This is a genomic window from Streptomyces sp. ISL-99, assembly GCF_018614005.1.
Taxonomy (GTDB): Bacteria; Actinomycetota; Actinomycetes; order Streptomycetales; family Streptomycetaceae; genus Streptomyces; species Streptomyces flavidovirens.
On the sequence record NZ_JAGGPC010000013.1, the window covers coordinates 25,599 to 31,924 of the forward strand.

Annotated in this window: 5 protein-coding genes; 3 read left to right on the top strand and 2 right to left on the bottom strand. The window is 69.5% G+C overall.

Annotation, left to right across the window (positions count from 1 at the left end; translation table 11 throughout):
• Positions 1–9 precede the first annotated feature (9 nt).
• A complete protein-coding gene (locus J7E91_RS08620) occupies positions 10–1,695 on the top strand; it encodes an LCP family protein (RefSeq protein ID WP_214900503.1) in 1,686 nt (561 codons plus the stop codon).
• Between the two features lie 72 nt (positions 1,696–1,767).
• Here the strand turns inward: J7E91_RS08620 and J7E91_RS08625 are convergent, their stop codons facing one another.
• Complete coding sequence (locus J7E91_RS08625) at positions 1,768–2,817, bottom strand: glycosyltransferase family 2 protein (RefSeq protein ID WP_214900505.1); 1,050 nt, start codon at positions 2,815–2,817, stop codon at positions 1,768–1,770.
• A 191-nt stretch (positions 2,818–3,008) separates the two neighbouring features.
• Between J7E91_RS08625 and J7E91_RS08630 the strand changes: the two genes are divergently transcribed.
• A complete protein-coding gene (locus J7E91_RS08630) occupies positions 3,009–4,370 on the top strand; it encodes an LCP family protein (protein WP_214900515.1) in 1,362 nt (453 codons plus the stop codon).
• Between the two features lie 34 nt (positions 4,371–4,404).
• Here the strand turns inward: J7E91_RS08630 and J7E91_RS08635 are convergent, their stop codons facing one another.
• Positions 4,405–4,959: an acyl-CoA thioesterase gene (locus tag J7E91_RS08635; protein ID WP_214900507.1), complete on the bottom strand. Its 555-nt coding sequence runs from the start codon at positions 4,957–4,959 to the stop codon at positions 4,405–4,407.
• Positions 4,960–5,067: 108 nt separating this feature from the next.
• Between J7E91_RS08635 and J7E91_RS08640 the strand changes: the two genes are divergently transcribed.
• On the top strand, positions 5,068–6,309 hold the full coding sequence (locus tag J7E91_RS08640) for an LCP family protein (protein ID WP_214900509.1): 1,242 nt from the start codon (positions 5,068–5,070) through the stop codon (positions 6,307–6,309).
• Positions 6,310–6,326 lie beyond the last annotated feature (17 nt).

Here is a 6,326-nt window from a genome sequence, read left to right on the forward strand (position 1 = left end):
GGGCCAGGGGTGGGGCAGAACAGCGTGCGTGGGGTGAGGACGCGCCGAGGCGTCCGGGACGCCGGCGAACGAGGCTGGGACGACGGCCTGTACGAAGACGGGCCGGCCGGGGCGGCGCACGGCACGACGCAGGCCCCGGTGAGACCCGCCTCCGGTGGCACGGGACCGCCCCGGCAGGGCGGGAGCGGACAGCGGCGCGGTAATCGCGGCAAACGGCGGGTCCTGCGCTGGGTCGCCTCCGTGCTGTCCCTGCTGATACTCGGCACGGCCGGCGCCGGATACCTCTATTACCGCCACCTCAACAGCATCCTGAAGAAGGAAGAACTCAACCTCGGTGACAAGCCGATGGCCGGTCACCAGGTCAACGCGGCGGGCCAGACCCCGCTGAACATCCTGCTCATCGGCTCGGACGCGCGTAACTCCGACGAGAACAAGCGGCTCGGCGGCGCCAAGGACACCTTCGACAGCCCGCCGCTCGCCGACGTACAGATGCTGCTGCACCTCTCCGCCGACCGCAGCAACATCTCGGTGATCAGCATGCCGCGCGACACGCTGCTGAAGATGCCCAAGTGCACGGACCCGGAAACCGACGAGGTCTATCCGGCGACCACGAATCTGCGGATGACGAACGAGAGCCTCGGACGCGGCGGTCCTGGCTGTACGGTCGCGACCTGGTACCAGCTGACCGGCATCACCATCGACCACTTCATGATGATCGACTTCTCCGGTGTGGTCTCCATGGCGGACGCCATCGGCGGCGTCCCGGTCTGCGTCACGGACAACGTCGAATCCCGCAACCCCGAAGGCAAGGGCTCGGGCCTGAAGCTGAAGAAGGGCACGACCTACATCAAGGGCGAGCAGGCCCTCCAGTGGCTGCGGACCCGTTACGGCTTCGAGGACGGCACCGACCTCGCCCGTACACACGCCCAGCACATGTACATGAATTCGATGGTCCGCGAGCTGAAGAAGAGCACGAAGCTCAGCGACCCGAACAAGCTGCGCAAGCTGGCCGAGTCCGCGACGCGGGCACTCACCGTCGACCAGAGGCTCGACACCGTCAAGAAGCTGTACGACCTCGGCGAGGAGCTCAAGAAGGTCCCCACGGCCCGCATCACCATGGCCACCATGCCGTGGATACCTCAGGGCGGCCGGGTCCTCCCCAAGCCGGGCGAGGCCGAGCTGCTCTTCAAGATGGTCCGCGAGGACACCCCGCTGGACGGCAAGGCGTCGAAGAAGCAGAAGCCCAAGGCATCCAAGGACCCGGCCGCCCCGGACGCGGAGATCGGGATCATGGTGCAGAACGGCACCTACACGGACGCCCTCGGAGCGGCGACGGGACGCGCCGCCGCGGTCGCCGGCGTACTCGCCCAGAAGGGCTTCACGCAGGCGAAGGCCGACACCCAGCGCAACCCGCAGGAGCGGACGACGGTCTACTTCCCGAGCATCGACCTGGAGGGCGACGCCCAGGCGGTCGCCAAGTCCCTGGGGCTGCCGACCGGTTCGGTGAAGAAGTCCACCGACGTCTCGGGCGTCACGCTGGTCGTGGGCGCCGACTGGCGCACCGGCAGCACGTACCCCAAGTCCGCGGCGAAGGACGACGACAAGGGCAAGGACGAAGCCCTCAAGTCCGGCCGCGCGCTGAACGGCGAGGACACCGAGGCGTGCATGGAGGTGCAGCCGGGCTTCACCTGGTAGTGGGTGCGGTGATACGAGAAAGCCCCGGGCCGCGCGCATTCCGCGTGGCCCGGGGCTTCTTCTTCGTACGTACTACGCCTGGGTCCGCGCCTCGGCCTCAGCCGTCCGCACCGCCGGGCGGCGGCTCGCGATGACCTTCTTCGCGAGGGAGCGGGGACTCGTCAGGAAGCCGTAACCCCACGACATGTGCATCGTCGCCAGGGCGACCGGGATCTGCGCCCGTGCCTTCAGCGACAGGCCCTTGCCCGCCGGGACCGAGCCCGCCACGATCGCGGCCAGGTAGCCGGCCGGGACCACGAAGCCCCATGGCGTGAGCGCGGCGCCGACGACGATGCCCGCGGCGATCGCGCAGACGGCGGTCGGCGGGGCGAGGTAGCGCAGGTTGATGGAGCCGGCGTGGTAGCGGGCGACGACGTGGCGCCAGCGGCCGTATTCCTTGTACTGCTTGGCGAGGGCCCTGACGGAGGGCCTCGGGCGGTACTGGACGCGGAGCTCGGGCGAGAACCAGATCAGGCCGCCCGCCTCGCGGATCCGGAAGTTCAGCTCCCAGTCCTGGGCGCGGATGAACTCCTCGTTGTACCCGCCCTGCTGTTCCAGGGCCTCGCGGCGGAAGACACCCAGGTAGACGGTGTCGGCGGGCCCGGCCTCGCCGCCCGTGTGGAACGCCGCGTTGCCGACGCCGATCTTCGAGGTCATCGCGGCCGCGACCGCGTCCTCCCAGGCGTTCTCACCCTCGGCGTGCATGATGCCGCCGACGTTCTGCGCGCCGGTCTCCTCCAGGAGGCGTACGGCGGTCGCGATGTAGTTCGGCGAGAGCATCCCGTGGCCGTCGACCCGCACCACGATCGGGTGCCGCGAGGCCTTGATGGCGGCGTTCAGCGCCGCAGGCGTACGGCCCGTGAGGTTCGGGACGGTGTGGACGCGGGCGCGGTTGCTGGAGGCGGTCTCCCGTACCAGCTCGGCGGCGATCTCCTCGGTCCGGTCCGAGGACGGGCCGATCGCGATCACCACCTCCATCTCGCCGTCGTAATCCTGCTCCAGGATGTGACGGACCGAGTTGCGCAGATGCCGCTCCTCATTGAGGACCGGCATGATCACGGAGACTGCGGGTGTGGCGTTCATATCGGGGTCACGTTACCGCGAACGGGGGACACGGTCGCGCGGCGGCCGCGTCGCTGCCCGGGGTCGTTGATCGTATGGGCTTACGTTGCCCGTGATCCCCCCTTGCCTTCGCGGAGGTTTCCCACGTGCCCAAGTCGCCCCGTCCACCGCAGGGCCGCAGCCGAAGGCAGGACGAGCGCCCGCAGTGGTCGATGCGCCTGTTCACCACGATCTCGGTCCTGGTGCTGTGCGCGGGTGGCATCGGTCACGCGGTGGTCACGGGGATGGAGACCGGCATCGAGCGGGTCGACCCGTTCAAGGACATGAAGAACCGCCCCGCGGCCGGCCACGGCACGAACATCCTCCTCGTCGGCACCGACGGCCGCGACAAGATCACGCCGGAGGAGAAGCGGAAGTACCGGCTGGGCGGTGAGCCCTGCCACTGCACCGACACGATCATGGTGGTGCACATCTCCGCCGACAGGGAGCGGGCGAGCATCGTGAGCCTGCCGCGCGACAGCTACGCCCAGGTGCCCGAGCACACCGACCGGTCCACGGGCAAGCACCACAAGGCACACCCGGCGAAGCTCAACGCGGCGTACGCGGAAGGCGGTCCAGCGCTCACCGTACGGACCGTGGAGCACATGACGAAGGTGAAGATCGACCACTATCTGGAGGTCGACTTCACCAGTTTCATGAAGACGGTCGACGTGATCGGCGGGGTGGAGGTCTGCACGGTCCGCCCGCTCAAGGACGACTACACCGGCCTCGACCTGCCCGTCGGCACCCACCGGCTGGACGGCGGCCAGGCCCTGCAGTACGTACGCTCCCGGCACATCGACGGCGCCTCCGACTTCAGCCGCATGCAGCGCCAGCAGCGCTTCCTCGCCGCCCTCATCGCCAGGGCGAGCACGCGTGGCGTCCTGCTGAACCCGGTGAAGTTCCGCGAGGTGACGTCCACGCTGCTCGGTTCGGTACGGGCGGACAAGGGCTTCGGTACGGAGGAGATCCTCGCCCTGGGGCAGGCGATGCGGGGCTTCACTCCCTCGTCGTCGGAGTTCACGTCCGTACCCGTCGCGGGGGTCAATCCGCCCGTCGAGGGCATCGGCTCGACCGTGAAGTGGGACGAGGCGAAGTCCAGGAAGCTGTTCCAGGCCCTGCGCGACGACAAGCCGCTCGCGCCGCCGCGGCCCGGGAAGAAGACGACGGTCGTCGACGTGGCGCCGCAGCAGATCGCCGTACAGGTCTACAACGGGACGCTGACCCGCGGCCTGGGCAAGCGCGTGGACGAGGCGCTGCGGTCCACCGGCTTCAAGACCACCCGTGCGCCCGAGGACGCGGACCGGCAGGACGTGAAGCGCACGCTCGTCACGTACGACCCGCGCTGGGACCGCTCGGCGAAGTCGCTCCAGGCGGCGCTGCCGGGGTGCGAGCTGCGCGCGGTGGAGGGGCAGGGCGGGCTGCTGAAGGTGATGGCGGGCACGGACTTCAAGGGGGTGCGGGCGGTAGGGGCGGACGATCCGTACCAGGGCGAGTACGGCACGGTCACCGGCGACCAGGTCGTCTGCCCGTAACCTCGCCGGCCGGTAACCCGGGGCGCCTGGCGCGTCAGCCTTCCGCGTCCAGGCCCTCGGCGGCGCGCTTGTCCCGCAGCTCCTTGATCGCGCGGCGCCGCGCGAGGCGGTGCGTGCGCCGGATCTGGGCCTCCTGGTAGCGGCGCCGGTCGCGCTCGGTCTCCGGTACGACGGGCGGTACGCGGCGGGGCTTGCCGTCGGCGTCGACGGCGGCGAACACGAGGTAGGCGCTGCCGACCTGCGTGGCCGGGGTCGACTCGTTCCAGCGCTCGGCCATGACCCGTACGCCGACCTCCATCGAGGACCGGCCGGTCCAGTTGACCTGGGCCTTCACATGAACCAGGTCCCCGACCCTGACCGGCTCCAGGAAGACCATCTCGTCCATGGAGGCGGTGACGGCCGGCCCGCCGGAGTGCCGTCCCGCGACGGCGCCCGCCGCGTCGTCCACCAGCTTCATGATCACGCCACCGTGCACCGTGCCGAGGAGGTTGGTGTCGCTGCCCGTCATGATGTGGCTGAGCGTGGTGCGGGACGCGGCGGTGGGCTTGCCCGGAATGCCGTCTTCCGGGTGCTGGGGCTGATCTGTCATGCCCTCCACCTTATGCGCGGGGCGCATTGCATCAGCTCTGCAACAGCCCTGCCCCGATTTCCCACCCGCCCTGTAAGCGACCCGCCCCCTGCCTGCACACTGGTCCGCATGAGTGACTGGCCGGACGGATGGAACGACCGCAGCGACCCGCACGGACGCGGCAGCGGCGGCGCGCAGCCCGAGGGCGCGCGGGTGATGAGGCATGTCCAGCGCGGCCAGGTCCCGCCGCCCGCCGCGCCGATGCCTCCGGTGCACCACCCGGTGCCGCCGCAGTCGCAGGGGTACGACGACGGCTACAACACCGGCCAGGTCTACGGCGGCGGTGGCGGCCGGCCGCCCCGCGCTCCCCGCGCGCCGCGCGTCGGTCCTGCGCCGGACTGGAGACGCCGTATCAAGGTCGGGTCACTGACGCTGGTCGTCGTGCTCCTCGCCGTCTCCATCGGCACCTACTTCTGGGCGGACGGCAAGCTCAAGCGCGAGGTCGACCTGGCGAAGGTCATCGACCGGCCGGAGGCCGGTGACGGCACGAACTACCTGATCGTCGGCTCCGACAGCCGCGAGGGCATGAGCGCCGACGACAAGAGGAAGCTGCACACCGGGTCGGCCGAGGGCAAGCGGACCGACTCGATGATGATCCTGCACGACGGCTCCAACGGCCCGACCCTGATCTCCCTGCCGCGCGACTCCGACGTGGAGATCCCGTCCTTCGTCGGCTCGGAGTCCGGCAAGACGTTCCCGGCCCAGGGCCGGCGCGTGAAGCTGAACGCGGCGTACGCCGAGGACGGCCCCGAGCTGCTGGTCCGTACTGTCGAGCACAACACCAATCTCCGCATCGACCACTACGTCGAGATCGGCTTCGCCGGCTTCGCCAACATCGTGGACGCGATCGGCGGCGTGGAGATGGACATCCCGAAGGCGTTCAAGGACAAGAAGTCCGGCGCCGACTTCCAGGCGGGCAAGCAGACCCTCAACGGCGAGCAGTCCCTGGCCTTCGTCCGCACGCGCTACGCGTTCGCGGGCAGCGACCTGGACCGTACGAAGAACCAGCAGAAGTTCCTGGCGGCCCTGGCGAGCCAGACGGCGACGCCGGGCACGATCCTCAACCCGTTCAAGCTCTACCCGACCATGGGCGCCGGCCTCGACACGCTCATCGTCGACAAGGACATGAGCCTGTGGTCCCTGGGCCAGATGTTCTTCGCGATGAAGGGCGTCACGGGCGGCGAGGGTACGTCGATGAACATCCCCATCTCGGGCAGCAACGGCGGCAACCTGGTCTGGGACAAGGCGAAGGTCGCCCAGCTCGTGGACCAGCTCAAGAACGACGAGAAGGTCACCGTCAAGGGCAGCTAGGCCGTGTTTTAAATCGG